At 30.5% G+C, this 20,818-nt stretch carries 14 protein-coding genes; 13 read left to right on the forward strand and 1 reads right to left on the reverse strand.

Going from position 1 to position 20,818, the window contains the following annotated elements; genetic code table 11:
* The 12 genes from P8F83_RS21305 to P8F83_RS21360 all read left to right on the forward strand — a co-directional run bounded on the left by P8F83_RS21305 (nucleotide 1) and on the right by P8F83_RS21360 (nucleotide 18,463).
* Nucleotides 1–1,473, forward strand: a complete 1,473-nt coding sequence (locus tag P8F83_RS21305) for a peptidoglycan D,D-transpeptidase FtsI family protein (protein ID WP_326512581.1) — start codon at nucleotides 1–3, stop codon at nucleotides 1,471–1,473.
* 15 nt (nucleotides 1,474–1,488) lie between these two features.
* A complete protein-coding gene (gene uvrC, locus P8F83_RS21310) occupies nucleotides 1,489–3,351 on the forward strand; it encodes an excinuclease ABC subunit UvrC (RefSeq protein WP_326514869.1) in 1,863 nt (620 codons plus the stop codon).
* Nucleotides 3,352–3,382: 31 nt separating this feature from the next.
* Nucleotides 3,383–4,105, forward strand: a complete 723-nt coding sequence (locus P8F83_RS21315; protein ID WP_021803520.1) for a phosphatase — start codon at nucleotides 3,383–3,385, stop codon at nucleotides 4,103–4,105.
* A gap of 68 nt (nucleotides 4,106–4,173) precedes the next feature.
* The gene (murB, locus tag P8F83_RS21320; RefSeq protein ID WP_326512582.1) at nucleotides 4,174–5,097 is read left to right on the forward strand and encodes a UDP-N-acetylmuramate dehydrogenase; all 924 of its coding nucleotides are present in this window, start codon (nucleotides 4,174–4,176) and stop codon (nucleotides 5,095–5,097) included.
* Between the two features lie 196 nt (nucleotides 5,098–5,293).
* Nucleotides 5,294–6,175, forward strand: a complete 882-nt coding sequence (gene rapZ, locus P8F83_RS21325; protein ID WP_326512583.1) for an RNase adapter RapZ — start codon at nucleotides 5,294–5,296, stop codon at nucleotides 6,173–6,175.
* The gene (locus tag P8F83_RS21330; RefSeq protein WP_073019206.1) at nucleotides 6,172–7,497 is read left to right on the forward strand and encodes a gluconeogenesis factor YvcK family protein; all 1,326 of its coding nucleotides are present in this window, start codon (nucleotides 6,172–6,174) and stop codon (nucleotides 7,495–7,497) included. Before rapZ ends, P8F83_RS21330 begins: the two co-directional genes overlap by 4 nt.
* A gap of 38 nt (nucleotides 7,498–7,535) precedes the next feature.
* Nucleotides 7,536–8,483: a DNA-binding protein WhiA gene (gene whiA / locus P8F83_RS21335; RefSeq protein WP_326512584.1), complete on the forward strand. Its 948-nt coding sequence runs from the start codon at nucleotides 7,536–7,538 to the stop codon at nucleotides 8,481–8,483.
* A gap of 131 nt (nucleotides 8,484–8,614) precedes the next feature.
* Nucleotides 8,615–10,594 (forward strand): methyl-accepting chemotaxis protein, encoded by a 1,980-nt coding sequence (locus P8F83_RS21340; RefSeq protein WP_326512585.1) that lies wholly within the window; start codon nucleotides 8,615–8,617, stop codon nucleotides 10,592–10,594.
* Nucleotides 10,595–10,723: 129 nt separating this feature from the next.
* Nucleotides 10,724–14,290, forward strand: a complete 3,567-nt coding sequence (locus tag P8F83_RS21345) for a DNA polymerase III subunit alpha (RefSeq protein ID WP_326514870.1) — start codon at nucleotides 10,724–10,726, stop codon at nucleotides 14,288–14,290.
* A 445-nt stretch (nucleotides 14,291–14,735) separates the two neighbouring features.
* Entirely contained in the window at nucleotides 14,736–15,695 is a 960-nt protein-coding gene (gene pfkA, locus P8F83_RS21350; RefSeq protein WP_073019212.1) for a 6-phosphofructokinase, read from the forward strand.
* A gap of 92 nt (nucleotides 15,696–15,787) precedes the next feature.
* A complete protein-coding gene (pyk, locus tag P8F83_RS21355; protein ID WP_073019214.1) occupies nucleotides 15,788–17,206 on the forward strand; it encodes a pyruvate kinase in 1,419 nt (472 codons plus the stop codon).
* Nucleotides 17,207–17,359: 153 nt separating this feature from the next.
* A complete protein-coding gene (locus P8F83_RS21360; RefSeq protein ID WP_326512586.1) occupies nucleotides 17,360–18,463 on the forward strand; it encodes an MGDG synthase family glycosyltransferase in 1,104 nt (367 codons plus the stop codon).
* 59 nt (nucleotides 18,464–18,522) lie between these two features.
* On the opposite strand, the gene P8F83_RS21365 is transcribed toward P8F83_RS21360, so the two are convergent.
* Nucleotides 18,523–19,467: a helix-turn-helix transcriptional regulator gene (locus tag P8F83_RS21365; RefSeq protein WP_326512587.1), complete on the reverse strand. Its 945-nt coding sequence runs from the start codon at nucleotides 19,465–19,467 to the stop codon at nucleotides 18,523–18,525.
* Between the two features lie 511 nt (nucleotides 19,468–19,978).
* Here P8F83_RS21365 and nifH point away from each other — a divergent pair.
* Nucleotides 19,979–20,800, forward strand: a complete 822-nt coding sequence (nifH, locus tag P8F83_RS21370; RefSeq protein ID WP_021803510.1) for a nitrogenase iron protein — start codon at nucleotides 19,979–19,981, stop codon at nucleotides 20,798–20,800.
* Nucleotides 20,801–20,818 lie beyond the last annotated feature (18 nt).

The raw sequence follows: 20,818 nt of genomic DNA on the forward strand, positions 1-20,818 counted from the left end.
ATGAAAGATATCCAAAGTAGTATAAAAAAGGTAATGATAGTTTTTTCTTTTCTACTTTTAGCTTTAATTACTTATATAGCTTATTTTCAGGCCTTTAAAGCTCCTGATATAGCAGAAAAAACAGGTAATCAGAGATTGTGGGCGGAAAGAAATAAAGTTTTAAGAGGAACTATATATGATAGAAATATGGTGGCTCTAACGGAGAGTAAAAGAAAAGATGCATTAACTCAAGAGAGAAAATATACTCAAGGATCATTATATTCACATATTTTAGGATATGCAAATGAAAAGTATGGACTAACAGGATTAGAAAATACTTATGACAAAGAATTAAGAAATTATAATAAAATATCTTATTCGGTTAATAGCTTATTAGATACTTTAAAAATTAAAGAAGCTTTTAAAAATAGAATAGATGAAGATGAGGATATAGTCGGGAATTCTTTAGTTACCTCATTAGATACTAATGTACAAAAATCCGCTTATCAAGCATTAGAAAATAAAAAAGGAGCAGTAGTGGTGTTAAATCCTAAAACTGGGGAGATTATAGCCTCTGTTTCTAGTCCTACTTATGATCCTAATAATTTAGATGATGTTATGAAAGCAGCTAATTCAGGAGCACAATCTAATTTTCCACTTATTAATAGAAGTACAGCTGGTATGTATGCTCCAGGATCAACCTTTAAGATTGTAACTTTAACATCTTCATTAGAAAATTTACCTGGAGTTACGAATAGAACCTTTAACGATAATGGAAAGATAGTATTTAATTCTAAACAATCCTTAAGTAACTATGGGGGAGCTTCATATGGTTCTATAGGATTAAAGGATGCACTAAGAGTTTCATCAAATGTGGTTTTTGGTACACTAGCTATGGATTTAGGAAATGGTAAGCTCAAGACTACAGCAGAGAATTATTATTTTAATAAAAACATCCCTGCTAATGGAGTAGTTATAGAAACTTCTCAATTTCCTACCATAGATGATTCAGAAAAAGGAAGCATAGCTCAAACAGGAATAGGTCAAAGTTCTATTTTAGCTACACCTATGCAGATGGTGTTAATAGCTTCTGCCGTAGCTAATGATGGAGTAATGGTTGAGCCTAAACTTGTAAATACAGTAGTTGATAAAAACGGGAAAACCGTTAAGAATATAGATACAAAAAACATAGGAAGAAGCCTTTCAAGTGAAAATGCTGCGATAATTAAAGATTACATGAGAAATGTAGTAAGTAGTAGAGAGAACAGTCAATGGACCTATTTTAAAGGACTTAATGTGGCTGGTAAAACTGGTACAGCCGATTATAAGCTTCCAGATGGAAAAGATGCAGTTCCAAATGCTTGGTTTATTGGATTTGCTCCAGCAGAGAATCCTCAATATGCAATTGCAGTGTTAATCGAAAATGGAGGAGTTGGCGGTGTAGCAGCGGCAGAGACTGCAGGAAAGGTATTAAAAACAGCCATGGGCAAATAGGAAGAGGTGGTTTTTATATTTGATTTTGAATATCATTTGAAGAACCTTCCTGAGAAACCTGGAGTTTATATAATGAAAAACTCTTTAGGTGAGATTATATATGTTGGGAAGGCAAAGGTTTTAAAAAATAGAGTAAGACAGTATTTTCAAAGTTCTAAAAATCATTCAGAAAAAGTTAAAAAGATGGTGTCGAATATTTCTGAGTTTGAATATATAGTTACAGATTTAGAAATGGAGGCTCTTCTATTAGAATGTAATTTAATTAAAAAACATAGCCCTAAGTATAATATTGCACTTAAAGATGATAAGTTTTACCCGTTTATTAAGATAACAATGAATGAAGATTTTCCAAGAGTATTTGTTACTAGGAATTATGCTAAAGACGGTAATAAGTATTTTGGACCTTATGTAAATGGCACAGCTGTCTATGAGACTATAACTTTAATAAAGAAGATATTCCCACTAAGAACTTGTAAGAGATCTATTATAGAAGGTGGGGAAAAAACAAGACCTTGCTTAAATTATCATATTAATTTATGTAAGGCCCCTTGTGCTGCACTTATATCGAAAGCTGAGTATAGAAAGATGATAGATCAGATTATAGATATATTAAACGGCAAAGATAATTATATAGTTAAGGAACTTAAAGAAAAAATGCTAAAGGCCTCAAATGAATTAGAATTTGAGGAGGCTGGAGGTTATAGAGATAAGATATTAGCGATAGAAAATATAATAGAGAAACAAAAGATGTTTACAGTTAAAGAAGGAGAAGAAGACTATATAAATCTTTATTGTGATGAAAAAGATTGTTGTGTACAAATATTCTTTTCAAGAGATGGAAAAATCAGTGGAAGAGAGCATTTTGTATTTGAAGATAAAGCGGGATATAATAAAAGAGAAATTTTAAGAGAATTTATTACTAGTTTTTATGGTGGAACAGCGCAAATACCTAAGAATATTTACCTACCAGATGTAGATGATTTAGAGTTATTAGAAGAGTTTCTAACTATAAAAAGAGGGTCAAAGGTTTGGATAAAGATACCTAAAAAAGGAGAGAAGATAAATCTTCTTGATATGGTAGAAGAAAATGCAAAGGTAACTTTAGATAAATTTAAAGATAAGATATTAAGCGATAAAGAAATAAATAGGGTAGCTTTAGAGGAGCTTAGAGAAATTTTAGAGTTAGATGAGTTGCCTATGAGAATAGAGGCTTATGATATCTCAAATATTCAAGGAGTGGATTCTGTAGGAACCATGGTAGTATTTGAAGAAGGTAAACCTAAAAATAGCGATTATAGAAGATTTAGAATAAAAACAGTTCAAGGTCCTAATGATTATGAAAGTATGAGAGAGGTATTAACAAGAAGATTTGCTCATGGATTAGAGGAAGTTAAGCAAATCCAAGAGAGAAAATTAACTCTTGGAGGTGGTAAATTCTCGGTATTTCCAGATGTAATCTTAATGGATGGAGGAAAAGGTCAAGTTAATATAGCACTTGAAGTTTTACAGAGTTTTGGAGTAGATATACCTGTTTGTGGAATGGTTAAAGATGACAAACATAGTACAAGAGGGCTTATTTATAATAATCAAGAGATATTATTGTCAAGAAGAAGCAATTTATTTCATATGCTTACAAGGATACAAGATGAGGTTCATAGATTTGCTATAACCTATCATAGAAGTTTGAGAGATAAAAGAACTCTTCATTCCATATTAGAAGATATACCTTATGTAGGAGAGAAGAGAAGAAGAAACCTACTTTTAAAATTCGGAAGTGTAGATAATATAAAAAAAGCTACTGTGGAAGAATTATTAGAAACACCTGGAATAGATAAAAAAGCTGCTGATAGTATAAAAAAGTACTTTAGTGGCAATTAAATAAATAGGGAAAGAAAGAGGGGCTTTAGCTATGAAATATGTAGTAGATACGCACACACATACTATTGATTCAGGGCACGCTTATAGTACATGGTTAGAAAATATTAAGTGGGCATCTGAAAACGGAGTTAAGGTTTTAGCAACAACAGAACACGGACCAGCTATGCCTGGAGGACCACATATATTCTTTTTTAATAATCTTAAGGTTTTACCAAGAGAAATGTATGATGTAATTCACTTAAGAGGTTGCGAAGCTAATATTGTAGACTTTGAAGGGAATATAGACATACCAATGGAAACACAAAATAAACTTGATTTAATAATTGCATCTTTACATGATGTTGTTATAGAATCTGGAACTGAAGAGCAGAATACGGATGCACTTTTAAATGTAATGGAAAACCCAAAGGTTGATATATTAGGTCATATAGGAAATCCCCAATTCCCAATATGTATAGAGAAAGTTATAAAAAAAGCAAAAGAAAAGAATAAAATAATAGAAGTAAATAATAGTTCATTTAGATCAAGACCAGGAAGTGAAAAGAATTGTAAGAAAGTAATTGAGTTATGTAAAAAATATGAGGTTAATATAATAGTTAGTTCAGATGCCCATGTATGTACTCAAATAGGTAAATTTGATGTAGCCCATGAACTTTTACAAGAAATTTCTTTTCCAGAAGAGTTAATAATGAACACAAATAAAGATAAGATAATAAACTATTTAGTGAAGAAAAATAAGCTTAAAGACATATAGCTTGTTAAATTTAGGATTATTTATTATACTTATATATTAGAGTACTATTAATCAGAAGGGGTTTCAATATGAATCAGTACGGTTTTTTATTAAATAAGCTAGACAAAATACTTGATAAAAATGACATAAAGATAAATGAGCCAATGAGTGAACATATATATTTTAAAGTTGGTGGACCAGTAGATTACTTGCTTAATCCAAAAAATAAAGAGCAGGTTGTGGAAATTATAAATATTTGCAAAAATGAAAATATTCCATACTATATAATTGGTAATGGATCAAATCTTTTAGTTAAAGATGGTGGAATAAGAGGCGTTGTAATAAAACTTTGCGAGTTAGATAATATAGAAGTGAAAGATAATACTATAATATCAGAATGCGGAGCTTTATTATCTAAGGTTTCAGAAGCTGCACTAGATAATTCTTTGACAGGATTTGAATTTGCTTGCGGGATTCCAGGAAGTATTGGCGGAGCTGTATATATGAATGCAGGAGCCTACGATGGAGAAATATCTCATGTTATAAAATGGGCTGAAATAATTGACGGAGATGGAAAACTAGTAAGGTTATCGAAGGATGAACTGAAATTAGGATATAGAACTTCGTATATTATGGAGAATGGGTTTGTTGTTATAAGCGCTTGTTTTGAATTAAGGTTTGGAGATAAAGAGTTAATTAAAAATAGAGTAGATGAATTAACTAGAAGAAGAGAAGAAAGGCAACCGCTTGAGTATCCTTCAGCAGGAAGTACATTTAAAAGACCACCTGGATACTTTGCAGGTAAGCTTATACAAGATGCTGGGCTTAAAGGTTTTTCTTTAGGGGGAGCCGCTGTATCGGAAAAACATTCAGGTTTTGTAATTAACAAAGGAGATGCAACTGCTAAAGATATTTTGGATTTAATAGCTCATATTCAAGCAACAATAAAAGAAAAATTTGGGGTGGAGCTTAATACTGAAGTCAGGATAATTGGAGAAGAAAAAGATAATTAGATAAACAAGAACTCAGCTTTTAAGGCTGAGTTTTTTACTTAGTGGTATTTAAAATAATATTCATCATAATGGAGGGAGTAAGCACATAAATATTAATACAAAAATTAAGTATTTATGATATAATTTATTATAGATTTTTAGTAGAAAGGACGGTGAAATCCTGATTTTGCTTAAGGCAATATTGTCAGGGGAACTTATGAGATTTGTAATTGTTACTGGATTGTCAGGAGCGGGAAAAACGGAAGCCACAAGAAGCCTTGAGGATTTAGGATATTTTTGTGTTGATAACTTACCACCTAAATTAATACCTAAATTTGCAGAAGCATGTATTCAAAGTGAAGGAAAGATAGATAAGGTTGCACTTGTTATAGATATTAGAGGGGGAGTTTTTTTTGATGACCTCTTTGAAAGCTTAATATATTTAAAAGATGGTGAATTTAAGTATGAGATATTATTTTTAGAAGCATCAGATGATATATTAGTAAAAAGATTTAAGGAATCAAGGAGAAGTCATCCATTAGCTCCAGATGGAAGAGTTATAACAGGAATAGAAAGTGAAAGAAAGAAATTAAGGGAAGTTAAGGATAGAGCAGATATAATTATAGATACATCAAAATATGCAATAAAGGATCTTAGGGAGAAAATAAATGAGAATTATGGAGATGGAAAGGTTATAGAAAAACAATTATCTGTGACTATATTATCTTTTGGTTTTAAATATGGAATACCTGTAGATGCTGATTTGGTATTTGATGTTAGATTTATTCCAAATCCTTTTTATATACCAGAACTAAAACCTTTTTCTGGAAATGAAAAACCTGTCAAAGATTATGTATTATCTCAAGAAGAGACTATAGGATTTGTAGAAAGACTTGAAGATATGCTTAAATTTCTTATACCAAACTATACTAAAGAAGGAAAGAGGCAGTTGATTATTGCAATAGGTTGTACTGGAGGAAGACATAGATCTGTTGCTATTGCTAATGATATTTACGAAAGATTAAGTAATGATTATACGGTTGGAATTGAGCATAGGGATGTGAATGAAGATACCTATAAGGGAGCTAGAAAGTTATGAGGTTCCTAGACTGGTTAAGACCTGGAATAAGGGTTAAAAGATGGATCTTATTTGGATTATTAGGAGTGCTTTTAGTAGCTTACGGTTTTACGGAACTTGCTTTACACAGTATGTATAGCATCATGTATAAAGTATTTTATGTATTTTTAATAATAACAGGGATTTTTGTTTTATATGTTTCAGTAACTGAAGTGATGAGGGGAATAATAGCACTTATAAATAAAGGATATATAAAGGTATCCTTAGATTCAGATAAAATGCAAAATCTTATATATGAAAAAAGATTATTAGTAAAAGGACCTAAAATAGTAGTAATTGGTGGGGGGACAGGTCTTTCCACAATGCTAAGAGGATTAAAGTATTATACTTCTAATATAACTGCTATAGTTACAGTTGCAGATGATGGTGGAGGATCTGGGGATTTAAGAGAAGATTTAGGTATTCTTCCGCCAGGAGATATAAGAAACTGTATATTAGCTTTGGCTGATACGGAGCCTTTGATGGAAGAACTACTTCAATATAGATTTAAAGATGGAAGGCTTAAGAATCAAAGCTTCGGTAATTTATTTTTAGCTGCAATGGATGGAATTTCGGATAATTTTGAGGATGCTGTTCAGAAGATGAGTTCGGTATTAGCAGTAACAGGGAAAGTTATACCTGTAACTTTGGAAAACATGAGATTGAAAGCATTTTATGAAAATGGTAATACAGTAGAGGGCGAATCACAGATACCAGAAGAAGCTATTGCTCAAAAAACTAAAATTTCGAAGTTAATGATTATACCTGAAAATGCAGAGCCATTAAGGGAGGCATTAACAGCTATACGAGAAGCCGATGTAATAATTATGGGACCAGGAAGTTTATATACTTCTGTTTTGCCAAATTTATTAGTAAAAAAGATATCGACAACCATTAAGAGAAGTAGTGGTTTAAAAATGTATGTCTCTAATATAATGACTCAGCCAGGAGAAACAGATAATTTTAAAGTTTCAGATCATCTAAGGGTTTTGTATAAACATTGTGGGAAAGATATAGTCGATTATGTTATAGCAAATGTTCAAGAATTACCTAAAAATCTTATTGAAAAATATAGGGAAGAAGGTTCTCAAGAAGTAATAATTGATAAAGAGATTATAAATAAGATGGGAATAGAGATTATAGAAGCTAATTTAGTTAAATATAAAGATGGCTTCATTAGACATAATTCAGAGGAACTCGCAAAAGTAATAATGACTACAGTTATGGAGAAAGCTCTTCTTTATGATAAGAAGAAGATAATAGAGTATATGTATCTATCCCAAAGGTTAAAAGAAAGTAAATAACTATATATTAAAGGAAGTATAAAGGGAAGGGAGATCCTATGTCATCATTTTCATCTAAGGTTAAAGGAGAAATATGCAGATATACAGATATAACTAGGGAAGAGGCTTTAGCTGAATTATCAGCTATAATGAAGGTAAGTGGAACTTTAGCCTTTAGTGGTAGGCAGATTAGTTTTAAGATAACAACAGAAAATCCAGGTGCAGCAAGATTAATATTTACTCTTCTTAAAGAACATTTTAGTATTCACTCTAAACTTATGGTTAAAAAGAGTAGTTCTTTAAAAAAGAACAATATTTATATGGTTCTAGTTACAGAAGAAATGGGAGTAAAAGAACTACTTTATGAAACTGGTATATTTAAAGAAGTTGAAGGCATAATGTCTTTAAGCTATGGTATAGAAGAACAAATGGTTTCTAGTGATGAAAACGCTAGAGCATATATTAGAGGTGCATTACTTGGAGGAGGAAGTATATCTAATCCGGAAAAAGCATATCATCTAGAATTTGTGACTCATAGTGAAGAATATGCTAAAGATTTAAGTAAACTTGTTAATAGGTTTGGATTGAATTCTAAAATTATTCAGAGGAAAAACAGTTATATAGTTTATATTAAAGAAGGTGAACAGATAGTTGATCTTTTAAATATAGTAGGAGCTCATACTTGCCTATTGGAGTTAGAAAATATAAGGATAATGAAGGAAATGAGGAATAATGTAAATAGACTTGTAAATTGTGAGACTGCAAACTTAAGTAAAACTGTTAATGCCGCAGTAAGACAAGTTGAAAGTATAAGACTCATTCAAAAGGAAATAGGACTTCAAAGATTACCTAAAAATTTAAGAGATATAGCAGAGCTTAGATTAAATTATCCAGATGAATCCTTAAAAGAGTTAGGAGAAATGCTAGATCCACCAGTAGGGAAATCAGGTGTAAATCACAGATTAAGAAAAATAGAAAAAATAGCAGAAGAGCTACGAGGGAAGTAAGATAGTTAAACTTAGATTAAGTTATTGTTATGAATGTTAAAGATTGAGTTAAAGGTGTATTAATAATAATACACCTTTAATTATTTTATGTAAAATTGGTATTAAGATGGTTGTTTGGAGGAATAAAAACAATGATAAAGAAAAGTATTAGAAATCAGCTATTAATACCAATTATATCTATGATAATTCTTTTAGTTTCAGTTTTATCTTATGTAGCCATAAGTGAGTCTAAAAAACACATAACTAATAATTCAGAGAGATTTCTAATTGAATTAACAAATGAAAAAATAAATAATATCAATAATATTTTTAATGATAATTTAACAAGTATGTGGGGAATTGTTAATTCTCAAATTCTGAAGGATGGAAAAACTCCCTGGGAAACTTTAAAAAATTTACTTGATTCTCAAAAAAAATCAAGGGATCATATATCTATAGGAATTATAGATGAAAATGGGAGCATAAAATATAGTGATGACACAACTGGAATGCTTGAAGATAAAGAGTTATTAACTAGAGTGCTTAATGGAGAAGGGTTAGTAAAAAAAGTTGGGATTGATGGAGATAATAATCCTATATTTTCTTATTTAGTTCCGATAGTAGTAGATGGTAGAATATCTAAAATACTAGTTGTAAATAGAATTGAACCAGAGCTTAGCAGAATAGTTAAAGAGGAAGTCTCAGGATATGGGGCAGGAATTATACTAAATGAACAAGGAATTATACAAATACATACTAACAATGAGTTTATAGGTAAAAAGTTAAGTGAGCTTGATGATAATGTTGGATTAGCATATATAGAACAAAAAATGATAAAAGGTGAGGTATCTTCAGGAGAATACAAACTCAACAATAAAGATAATATAATAACATATGGAAAAATAAAAGTAATAGGGTGGTCATTTGGTCAATACCTAGATAAACAGGGAATACAGCAAGAGGTTGATGAGTTGTCAAAGTATTTCTCTGCTTTAGGAGGCATAGTTGCGGTTATTGGTGTATTGACGGCATTAATAATAATAAACCTAATAACACGAAATTTAAAGAAAATAGACAATCATATGACTATACTTTCAACTGGGGACTTAACAAAAGGTGTAGAAGAGAATTTAAAGAAGAAAAAAGATGAGGTTGGAGACATAGCAAATGCTATTAATAAAACCCAACAATATATTTCTGAAATAATTTCATTAATAAAAATAAATTCAGATAGTATTGATATGAAGTCCGAAAATCTATCAAATATTTCAAGTAAGTTTGTCTATTCAACTGAAAACATAGCCCATGCAATAGAAGAAGTAGCAAGTGGAAGTGATACTCAAGCACAGGAATTAACCGATACAGTAGAAATAGTGAATAAGTTTGGACGAGAACTTGATAAAATAGTAGTACAGTTTGAAGAGATAAATACTAGAGCAGTAGACATTGATAAAAAAGCTAAAAAGTCTAATAACTCTATGGAAATGGTTGTCCAAGGATTGTTAGAACTTATAGTGACATTTAGTGAATTTAAAGAAAAAATAAATTTAATGGACAAAAATATTAAAAAGGTTAATGAGTTTACTTCAGTAATCAAATCCATATCAGAACAAACCAATCTTTTAGCTTTAAATGCTGCAATAGAGGCTGCTGCTGCTGGCGATACAGGAAAAGGGTTTGGGGTAGTAGCTGATGAAGTTAGAATTCTAGCAGAAAAAAGTAAAACAGCCTCAAATAAAATTTTTGAAATAGCATCTGATTTATTGAAAGATACACGAAATATTTCCTCAAATAGTGAAAAGATGAATAACGAAATAGTTAAACAAAGAGAGACAATAGATACATCGATGACTTCTTTTAAAGAGATATCATCATCTATAGAAGAAATAACTCCTAGGATAAATAATGTAAGTAGATATGTTGAAAGATTGTCGTCTAATAAGGATGATATCGTCATAAAAAGTGAAAATGTGGCATCAATTTCCCAGGAAATATCTTCATTAGCACAAGAAATATCAGCTTCGATGGAGGAAATGAAAGAATCATCACTTGATGTTTCGATAACATCTAAAGACTTAAAGGATATGACTGCAGTAATGAAAGAGAATGTAGGGATATTTAAAATAGAATAAGGTATGTTTTAAAGTAAGATCGCTTCAATATTGTGTGGTGGTCTTATTTTATTTATAACTTTGATGATTTACCTATTTTATTTAGGGCTATTTTTGTCTAAAATAGAAGATAGGGAAGGAAGTGATGGAGTGAGTGAAAAGAAGTTTTGTCATCTACATTTACATACAGAATACTCTTTGTTAGATGGTTCGGGTAAAATATCTAAAATAATAAAAAAGGCAAAAGAATTAGGGATGGAATCAATAGCAATAACTGATCATGGTGTAATGTATGGATGTGTGGATTTTTATAAAGAGGCGAAGAAAGCAGGCATAAAAGCTATATTAGGCTGTGAAGTTTATGTGGTGCCTAAATCTATGTATATAAAAACTAATGATAGCGAAAATGAAACCCATCATTTAGTTCTTTTAGCTAAAAATCAGCAAGGTTATGAAAATCTGATGAAGATTGTATCAAAGGGTTCAACAGATGGTTTTTACTATAAGCCAAGAATAGATCATGAATATTTGAGAAAACATAGCGAGGGTATAATAGGATTGAGTGCTTGTCTGGGAGGGGAAGTAAACTCAGCATTAAATAATGGTAATTATAATAAGGCAAAGAATATTGCCTTAGAATATAAGGATATATTTAAAGAAGGATTTTATCTAGAACTCCAATACCATGGATTAGAAGAGCAAAGAAAGGTTAATGCAGGTCTTATAGAAATTTCTAAAGAAACTGGAATACCTTTAGTTGCTACTAATGATACTCACTATATTGAGAAGAAGGACTATAAATCTCATGATATATTATTGTGTATTCAAACAGGAAAAACAGTAGAAGATGAAAAGAGGATGAGATATCCTTCTGATGAGTTTTATCTAAAGTCTCCAGAAGAGATGTGGGAATTATTTTCTTATGTTCCCGAGGCACTTGAAAATACAATTAAAATTGCTGAACAATGTAATTTTGATTATGACTTTCATAAATCAAAGTTACCTAAGTTTCCACTACCAGAAGGTCAAGATCCTTATGAGTACTTAAGAGATGTATGTTTTATGGGATTATTAGAGAAATATAATATAACCAATGAAAAATACTCTTATGAAAATATAGAGAAATATAAAAATATTAGTACTGAAGTAAAAGAACTTGTGGATAGATTAGAGTATGAACTTGGAGTAATAAACCAGATGGGTTATGTAGATTACTTCTTAATAGTTTGGGATTTTATAAGATTTTCAAATGAAAACAACATCCCAACAGGTCCTGGAAGAGGGTCTGCAGCAGGATCAATTGTAGCCTTTACGTTAGGGATAACCAAAATAGATCCAATAAAATATAATCTTTTATTTGAACGTTTCTTAAATCCTGAAAGAGTAAGTATGCCTGATATAGATTCAGACTTTTGTTATGAAAGACGACAAGAAGTTATTGACTACGTTGTAGATAAATATGGTGAAAGCAATGTTTCGCAGATAATAACCTTTGGAACAATGGCTCCAAGAGCCTGCATAAGGGACGTTGGAAGAGCTATGAATTATACTTATGCGGAGGTTGATAAAATAGCTAAAATGATTCCTACAATGTTAGGAATCACTATAGAAAAAGCATTGAATCTAAATCCAGAGCTAAAAAAACTATATGATGATGAAGATAGAGTAAGAAATTTAATAGATGTAAGTAGAGATTTAGAGGGATTACCAAGGCATTCATCAACCCATGCGGCTGGTGTTGTAATTGCTTCAAGACCACTTGTAGAATACGTTCCAGTACAGAAAAATGAAGATAATATTGTAACTCAATTTGATATGAATACTTTAGAAGAATTGGGTTTATTAAAAATGGATTTCTTAGGACTTAGAACATTAACAGTAATGAAGGATGCTGTTGATATGATAAGACAAAATAGAGGTATAGAGATAGATTTAGATGATATTAATACTAATGATAAAGAAGTCTATAAGATGTTAGGAGAGGGAAAAACTGTAGGTGTATTCCAATTAGAATCAGCTGGAATGACTAGCTTCATGAAGGATTTGAAGCCTGATTCTTTAGAGGATATAATTGCGGGTATATCATTATATAGACCAGGCCCTATGGCAGAAATACCTAGATATATAGAAAGTAAAAAAAATCCCGATAAGGTTACATATATAACACCAGAATTAGAAAATATATTGGATGTTACTTATGGTGTTATGGTATATCAAGAACAGGTAATGCAGATAGTTAGGGATCTTGCAGGTTATTCTTTAGGACGTTCAGATATGGTTAGAAGAGCTATGTCAAAGAAAAAGCATGAGGTAATGGAGCAGGAAAGACGAAACTTCATCTATGGAATAGTAGATGAAGAAGGAAATATTGAAGTTCCAGGTTGTGTAGGTAATGGTATTTCAGAAGAGGCTGGAAATAAAATATTTGATCAAATGATTGACTTTGCAAGTTACGCTTTTAATAAATCCCATGCTGCGGCTTATGCAATAGTAGGTTATCAAACAGCATTTTTAATGAGGTATTATCCTGTAGAATTTATAGCTGCAATGCTTAATTCAGTAATGGGAAATAATGATAAAGTAGCAGCCTACATAAACTCGGCAGAAAAATTAGGCATTAAGCTTCTACTACCTGATATTAACGAAAGTTACTCTAAGTTTACAGTAAAAGAAGATACTATAAGATTTGGATTGGCTGCAATAAAAAATGTAGGTTATAATGTTGTAGAATCAATAGTAAAAGCAAGAAATGAGAAGGGGAGATTCACATCCTTACAAGATTTCTGTAATAAGATGGATTTTTCATCTATAAATAAGAGGGCAGTTGAAAGCTTAATAAAAGCAGGCGCTTTTGATAGTTTTAATGTATATAGATCAAGACTTTTAGCAGTTCATGAAAAAGTTATGGATTCAGTTGCTGGAGATAAGAGAAGGAATATAGATGGACAAATGAATTTATTTATTGATCTTAATGAAAATGTATCTATTCCAGAGGTTACATATCCGCAGATAAATGAATTTAAGAAAAACTATATTTTAACAATGGAAAAAGAGATGACTGGTTTATATTTAAGTGGGCATCCTTTAGATGATTATAAAGAAAGTATTAAATTACAAACTAGTACTACTATAGATAAAATAATGGCTACAAAGGAAGTTTTAGAAGAAGATATACATGACGTACTTACAGTTGGTATGAGTGGATATAAGGAAGATGCTATAGAAGATGGAACTAGAGTTGTAGTTGCAGGAATAATAAGTTATGTAAGTAGAAAAGTAACTAGGAACAATACTATGATGGCATTTGTTAAGATAGAGGATTTAACAGCATCGATGGAGGTTGTAGTATTCCCTAAAACTTTGGAGAAAGTAAATTCACTTATTAATATGGATAGCTTGGTTGTAGTAAGAGGAAGAGTAAGTATAAACGAAGAAGAATTACCCAAAATTCTGTGTGAAGATATAACTCCGTTAGAAAAAATAAACACAGAAAAAGTTTATATTCGCGTAGAGAATACTACCAAGGCAAAAGAGATTAATAAGCTTCTTAAAGTTCTTTTGACCGAATATAAAGGTGATACTCCTGTTAATATTTTTACTGAAAAAGAAAAACAAAACTTTAGATTAGCTAGAGATTGTTGGGTAGATTTAGACAAGGGAGCTTTAGAGTATCTAAGAAAGAAATTTGGAAATGATAATGTAAAATTAGTTGATTAAAAGTGAGGGTTCTCAATTTTTTGGGAGCTCTTATTTTCATTATTTGTATTTGAAATAATTAAAGGTTTTTGATATAGTATATATGATGTAGATTTATAGAAAAAAATGTTGAAAGTTTTTAAATAGTTTATTAAATATTTAAATCTTATAAAAGCTTTGACAAAAAGTTAATAAATAATAATTAATAAGAGAAATGGGTATAATATAGTTAAATGAAATAGATTACATTATTTTTTGTAATAAAACCTAGTAAAAAGCTTGAAAATACCCGAAACTTTAAGTAAAATTAATTTGTCTTAATATATTTATAATTTTGAGAAAACTTCGAATAATAAGTAGTATTAAGTATGAAAATAGGATTAATACGTTTTTTTTAAAAGTGGTGGGTAAATTTTAGCATATGTGGGACTAGCTGTGTCCCTATAGTGTAGAGGAGGCATAATTAATGAAAAAAATAGCTATTTTAACAAGTGGTGGAGATGCACCAGGAATGAATGCTGCAATAAGAGCAGTTGTAAGAACCGCATTACATAATGGATTGGAAGTAATGGGTGTTGAAAGAGGATATGCTGGTTTAATTAGTGGAGAACTTCACCCAATGGACAGACGTTCAGTATCAGATATTATACAAAGAGGTGGAACAGTTTTAAGGACTGCAAGATGTAATGAATTTAAAACAGAAGAAGGCAGAGAAAAAGGCGCAAAAATACTTAAAGCTTATGGAGTAGACGCATTAGTTGTAATAGGTGGAGATGGATCTTTCACAGGAGCTAAACTTCTTTCTAAACTTGGAGTTAAAACTGTTGGACTTCCAGGAACTATAGATAATGACTTAGCTTATACTGACTACACAATAGGATTTGACACAGCTTTAAATACAGTGCTTGACGCTATAAATAAATTAAGAGACACTTCAACTTCTCATGAGAGAGTTTCTGTAGTAGAAATAATGGGAAGAAACTGTGGAGATTTAGCTTTATATGCAGGTCTTGCAGGTGGTGCAGAATCAATAGTAGTGCCAGAAAAAGGTTTTGACAAAGATGAATTATGCAAAACTATATTAGAAGGAAAAGTTAAAGGAAAAATGCACAATTTAATTTTAGTTGCTGAAGGAGTAGGTGGAGCGGAAGAATTAGCTTCATACATCGAAGAAGTAACTGGAATTGAAACAAGAGCTACTATTCTTGGACATATTCAAAGAGGTGGAAGTCCATCAGCTTCCGATAGAGTGCTTGCATCAAAATTAGGTCATAGAGCAGTGGAAGTTTTATTAGAAGGAAAAACTGCTAGAGTAATAGGAATAAGAAATAATCAAGTAATTGATGTGGATATAGATGAAGCTTTAGCTATAGAAAGAAAATTTGATGAAAAATTATATGATATAGCTACTGAAATATCATCATAAAATTAATTTAAAAGCAATAGCTTTTTAAATATATTTATTTTTAATTTATTTTATTTACGCATTTTGGAATTAAAAAATAAGGAGTGTTATCTATGAGAAAAACAAAAATAATATGTACAATTGGACCGGCTAGTGATAGCGATGAAATTTTATCAAAAATTATAGAAGCAGGAATGAATGCATCTAGACACAACTTTTCACATGGTGATCATGCAGAGCATGCAACAAGAATAAACAAAGTAAAAGAATTAGCTAAAAAATATAATAGAGAAATAGCAGTTCTTTTAGATACAAAAGGACCAGAAATAAGAACCGGAAAATTTGAACCAAGTAAGGTTGAATTAACTGTTGGAACAGATTTCACAATATATCCAGGTGGAGATGTTGTTGGAGATACTACAAAATGTTCTGTAACTTATACAGGTTTAGCTAAAGATGTTAAAGCTGGCGATACTATATTAATAGATGATGGTTTAGTTGGATTAGAAGTTAAATCAGTTGAAGAAGGTAAAGTAAACTGTGTTGTTAAAAATACAGGAATGGTTGGAACTCATAAAGGTGTTAATGTACCAGGAGTAGCAATTAAATTACCAGCTATGACTGAAAAAGATGAATCCGATCTTAAATTTGGTTGTGAAATAGGTGTTAACATGGTAGCTGCTTCATTTATAAGAAAAGCAGAAGATGTTATAGCTATTAGAAAAATATTAGAAGAAAATGGCGGAAGTCATATAGATATATATTCTAAGATAGAAAACCAAGAAGGTGTTGACAATATAGATGAAATCATAGCTGTTTCTGATGGAATAATGGTAGCTAGAGGAGATCTAGGAGTAGAAATTCCAATAGAAAAAGTTCCAGCTGTGCAAAAAATGATTATAGATAAATGTAATGCTGCTTGTAAACCAGTTATTACTGCTACTCAAATGTTAGATTCTATGATAAGAAATCCAAGACCAACTAGAGCAGAGGTTTCAGACGTAGCTAATGCTATATTAGATGGTACAGATGCTATAATGCTTTCAGGTGAATCAGCTAATGGAAGCTGGCCAGTAGAATCGGTTGAAACTATGGCTAAAATAGCTAAAGAAACTGAAAATCAATTAAGTTATGAATTAGCAGTATCTAGCGCTAAAAGACATATACCAGCAATTGGTGGAGTTATTTCAAGAGCTGCATGTAATGCTGCATATGAATTAAAAGCGAGTTCAATAATATCATCAACTCAATCAGGTGCAACTGCAAAGAGAATATCTCAATGTAGACCAGATTGTGCGATTATTGCAGTAACTCCTGATGAGAAAGTTGCAAAGAAATTAGCTTTAAGTTGGGGAGTATATCCAATAGTAGCTGAGAGAGTTAATTCAACAGATGAAATGATGGAAAAAACTGTTGATATAGCTAAAACAACTAAATATGTTAAATCAGGTGATACAGTAGTAATAGTTGCTGGTGTTCCAGTTGAAAAAGTTGGAGCTACTAACATGATGAAAATAAGCATAGTAGAATAATATATAAAACTGTCTAAGATGGTAAAAATCTTTAGACAGTTTTATTTTTTTATGAATAAGTTAAGAATTTGTTTAGATTTACTTAAGGTGCTTTTAATCTTCGAGGTTTATAATAAAATTAATATAAGAAATAACTTAGGGGGTATTTTTATTATGAATCTTGTAAAAAGGGTATTGATAGTAACTGCATCAACAGGACAAGGTCATAATTCAGTAGCAGACTCATTAAAAAAAGAGCTTGAAAAACAAGGCTACGAAGTTAAATGTATAGAACCTATAAAAGAGACTGGAGAAGTTTTAGATAAATTGGTATCAGGAGGATACGAAATTCTTGCAACTAAGGTACCTAGTTTATTTGGAATGTTATATAAAGCAAGCAATCACAAATTAACCAGTAATAGTATAGGCGGAATATTAGGGAAATCCATAAAGGATAGTACTTATGAGATTATAAAAGAATATAAACCTAATATTATAATATCTACTCATCCATTATTGGTTAAAGTTATAGCAAATCTAAAAAAAGAAAATAAAATTAATATTCCATTTATATCTATAGTTACAGATTATAAAGCTCATAGTACTTATGTGGACAAAAGCGTGGATGCCTATATAGTAGGAAGTGAATACACGAAAGAAAGTCTTATAGAAAAGGGAATAGATAAAGGAAGAATATATAGCTATGGAATTCCTGTAAAGAGAGATTTTATGAATTTCACTAATAGTATAAGTAGAGAAGAAGAATTTACTATATTACTAATGGGTGGGAGTATGGGACTAAAATCCATGAAAAAAGCTTTATTTGAGCTAATGAATTTAGATATTCCTTTAAAAATAATAACTGTATGTGGAAATAATGAAATTTTAAAAAGAGAACTTGAAGAGAACTATAAAACAGTACCAGTAAGTAAAGAGTTAATAATTTTAGGATTTACAACAAATGTATCTCAGTTAATGGATAGAGCAAGTTTGATTATAACAAAACCAGGTGGTTTAACTGTAACTGAGGCATTAGTTAAGAGGCTTCCAATTATAATACCTTATTACATACCAGGACAAGAAGAAGAAAATGTTAGATTTTTAGTTAACGAAAAGGCTGCTATATATGCAGAAGGAGATAATTTAAATAATATAATTAAAAGATTATTTAATGATCCTAAAGAACTAAAAAACATGGTAAACAATATAGATAAAATAGTTAAGGAGATTTCACTAGATAATACACTTAATTTAGTTACATCAATAATTGCAAGCTAGTTTCCTAGAAAAGGACTTTGCATTAGCATTTAAGAATTGCTGATGCGAAGTCCCCTTTTTTAATTTATTATTTTACCAGTTTCGGTTATATCATATCCACCAAGACCTTGAAGCTCTAATTTAAACTCATCAGAATTTAAAATCTCCATTAAGATATCAAAATAAGGTAGAATAGAATTCTTCTTTTTTATAACTATTTCATAGCGCTCTTTTTTCATTGGTATAAACTCTATACCTTGAACTTGAAGACTTGTTTTTTCAGTTCCTATTCCTAAGTCTGCATCACCACGAGAAATAGCACTTGCAACTGCTAGATGGGATGTACATTCTTTAGCATATCCATTTATTTTTTCAGGATTAATAGTATGTAAGCGTAGATTCTCATCTAATAATATTCTTGCACCGCTACCTTTTTCTCTATTAACTATAGAGATGTCATTTCTATCTAAATCTAACCAGGATTTTATATTTTTAGGATTGCCTTTATTAACATAGAATCCGATATTTCTGCAAGCTAAATGTACAGTTATGGTTGGTATTCCGGGAACTAATCTTTTTATATAAGGAATATTATAGCTATCAGTATCCCCATCCCAAAGATGAGTTGTTGCTATATGAACCTTATCTTGGTATAAGGAATACAAAGCATTGTATGATCCCATATAAGATCTAAGTATTTGAATGCCCTTAGGATGATATTCAATATGTCTACACAAAATATCTAATGCTACATCTTGACCACATAGAATAACACCTGTATTTGGAATAGGAGGATTTATTTTAGAATCTTCATTATTTACACTACTTATTTCATTAAATAATGATTTTTTGTTGTCTCTGGAATTATTTTTATATTCTTCCACATCTATAAAATCTACTCTGAATTTTCTTCCAACTCGATAAGCTTTAAGTTCACCTCTTTTTATTAGTTCATACACAGTATTTTTTGCTATCTTTAAAATATCTGCTACCTCTTGAGGTGTTAAGGATTTATCTTGAGTCATAATTAAATCTCCTTTCGAATAAGGAATATAAGTAAATTATAGCATAGAAGAAATATTAATCAATTTTACGAATGAAATATAAAAAAATCAAAAAAAGTTTTATAATATCAAAAACATTTACATTGGCAATATCATTATAATTCGTGAAGTGATAATAGGTTTCAATTAGAATAATAGTAAAAAACTTCATTTTTCCTATTGTAAAGCAAAAAAATATATGATAATATTAAGAACATAAATTACAAGTAAACAAACTAATAAAAAATTATGTGTATAGTTGATAAAATTTCATTTAAATATGATATTTTTATGAAATTTAAATTATGTTTTATATTGGACAAAGAAGTCTGTTAACTAAGCGGGCAAAGAAGTCTAGAAATTTAGGTTATTTATGAATTATCTAAATTATGGACTTCTTTTTTTATTATCTAAAATTAAGTATAAATCTTATCTAAAACTCAGTTTTAGATAAGTTTATAATAAATATTCAGTTTGAAGGAGGAGTATAAAAATGAGACAAGTAGCTATTTATGGAAAAGGTGGAATAGGTAAATCTACAACAACACAAAACTTAACATCAGGGCTTGCTACAATGGATAAGAAGATAATGGTAGTGGGATGTGATCCTAAGGCTGACTCAACAAGATTATTACTAGGAGGACTAGCACAAAAAAGTGTTCTTGATACATTAAGAGAAGAAGGAGATGACGTAGATTTAGATTCAATCTTAAAGCCAGGATTTAGAGGCATAAAATGTGTTGAATCAGGCGGTCCAGAACCAGGAGTTGGATGTGCAGGAAGAGGTATAATAACTTCAATAAATATGTTAGAGCAATTAGGTGCTTACGAATCAGATTTAGATTATGTTTTTTATGATGTATTAGGTGACGTTGTATGTGGTGGATTTGCAATGCCAATACGTGAAGGAAAAGCACAAGAAATATATATAGTAGCATCAGGAGAAATGATGGCATTATATGCAGCTAACAATATAGCAAAAGGTATCCAAAAATATGCAAACACTGGTGGAGTTAGATTAGGTGGAATCATCTGTAACTCAAGAAAAGTTGCAAATGAATATGAATTATTAGATAACTTTGCTAAAGAATTAGGAAGTCAATTAATTCACTTTGTACCAAGAAGTCCAATGGTAACAAAAGCTGAAATAAACAAACAAACAGTAATAGAATTTGATTCAACTTGTGAACAGGCAGATGAATATAGAACATTAGCAAGTAAAGTTGATAATAACGATATGTTTGTAATTCCAAAACCAATGAGCCAAGATAGATTAGAAGAAATATTAATGCAATATGGATTAATGGATCTATAAGAAAATAATAAAGAACAT

The organism is Clostridium intestinale, from assembly GCF_035905475.1.
GTDB lineage: Bacteria > Bacillota > Clostridia > Clostridiales > Clostridiaceae > Clostridium_T > Clostridium_T intestinale.

Bases quoted from the DNA above. Each gene is read 5' to 3' on its own strand.
- pfkA (WP_073019212.1), top strand. From the start codon at position 14,736: ATGAAAAAAATAGCTATTTTAACAAGTGGTGGAGATGCACCAGGAATG.
- murB (WP_326512582.1), top strand. From the start codon at position 4,174: ATGAATCAGTACGGTTTTTTATTAAATAAGCTAGACAAAATACTTGAT.
- P8F83_RS21315 (WP_021803520.1), top strand. From the start codon at position 3,383: ATGAAATATGTAGTAGATACGCACACACATACTATTGATTCAGGGCAC.
- P8F83_RS21340 (WP_326512585.1), top strand. From the start codon at position 8,615: ATGATAAAGAAAAGTATTAGAAATCAGCTATTAATACCAATTATATCT.
- P8F83_RS21305 (WP_326512581.1), top strand. From the start codon at position 1: ATGAAAGATATCCAAAGTAGTATAAAAAAGGTAATGATAGTTTTTTCT.
- P8F83_RS21360 (WP_326512586.1), top strand. From the start codon at position 17,360: ATGAATCTTGTAAAAAGGGTATTGATAGTAACTGCATCAACAGGACAA.
- whiA (WP_326512584.1), top strand. From the start codon at position 7,536: ATGTCATCATTTTCATCTAAGGTTAAAGGAGAAATATGCAGATATACA.
- P8F83_RS21330 (WP_073019206.1), top strand. From the start codon at position 6,172: ATGAGGTTCCTAGACTGGTTAAGACCTGGAATAAGGGTTAAAAGATGG.
- P8F83_RS21365 (WP_326512587.1), bottom strand. From the start codon at position 19,467: ATGACTCAAGATAAATCCTTAACACCTCAAGAGGTAGCAGATATTTTA.
- rapZ (WP_326512583.1), top strand. From the start codon at position 5,294: ATGAGATTTGTAATTGTTACTGGATTGTCAGGAGCGGGAAAAACGGAA.
- pyk (WP_073019214.1), top strand. From the start codon at position 15,788: ATGAGAAAAACAAAAATAATATGTACAATTGGACCGGCTAGTGATAGC.
- nifH (WP_021803510.1), top strand. From the start codon at position 19,979: ATGAGACAAGTAGCTATTTATGGAAAAGGTGGAATAGGTAAATCTACA.